This window comes from Wolbachia endosymbiont of Mansonella perstans (assembly GCF_020278605.1).
In the GTDB taxonomy this organism is placed as follows: Bacteria; Pseudomonadota; Alphaproteobacteria; order Rickettsiales; family Anaplasmataceae; genus Wolbachia.
Genome location: NZ_JACZHU010000146.1, coordinates 1 through 699 on the forward strand (window position 1 = coordinate 1; position 699 = coordinate 699).

At 35.3% G+C, this 699-nt stretch carries 1 protein-coding gene; it reads left to right on the forward strand.

Going from position 1 to position 699, the window contains the following annotated elements; translation table 11 throughout:
* The first annotated feature begins 261 nt into the window (after positions 1-261).
* Entirely contained in the window at positions 262-654 is a 393-nt protein-coding gene (locus IHO13_RS05515) for an RsmE family RNA methyltransferase (protein ID WP_225538636.1), read from the forward strand.
* The last annotated feature ends 45 nt before the right edge of the window (positions 655-699 follow it).

The window sequence follows — 699 nt, forward strand, 5'->3', positions numbered from 1 at the left end:
AGTTCGCTAAATCTCTAATCGTAGGGAAATTTTTTAATTTCCCATTGGAATTTGGCATAATGATGAAGTTTGGTATAAGACAATGCTTCAGTTTGCAGGTTGATCGTCAATACAGGTATATATTGAATGGAAAAAATTAGAGTTTATGTTGAGAAGGCGTTAGTTTAGAGCTTAGTCCAAGGCAAAGTTATTATCTTGCAATATCATGCAATTTAAGAAGAATGCCAATATTTCTTTTTTTATGGAAGGGATGGAGAGTGGTTGGGAGAAATAGTTGATACATTGCGTAAATTAGCGAAAGCTACACTTAAAGAATGCACCAAACAAGAGCAATATGAAGAAAATTTATATCTATATTATGCTATGGTAAAAAATGCCGCTTCAGGTAATATAATAAGGCAGGCAACTGAAATGGGGGTAACCTGCATCCAATTCATTTTGACGGAGCATACAGTAGTAAAAAGTGTTAACCTGGATAGAGCAAAATTACAAGCAATTAAAGCGGCAGGACAATGCGGTAGAACAAGTGTGCCAGAGATTTTGCCTCCTATTAATTTTTGTGATTTACCTGACTTTCAAGATAGAAGTTTTATTTTACGTGATGAAACGGGGCAAGGAAAGCCTCCTAATGAAGTTCTGAAAAACAAAAATTAATAGGAGGCAAAATCTCTGGCAAACTTGTTCTACCGCATTTTCCTG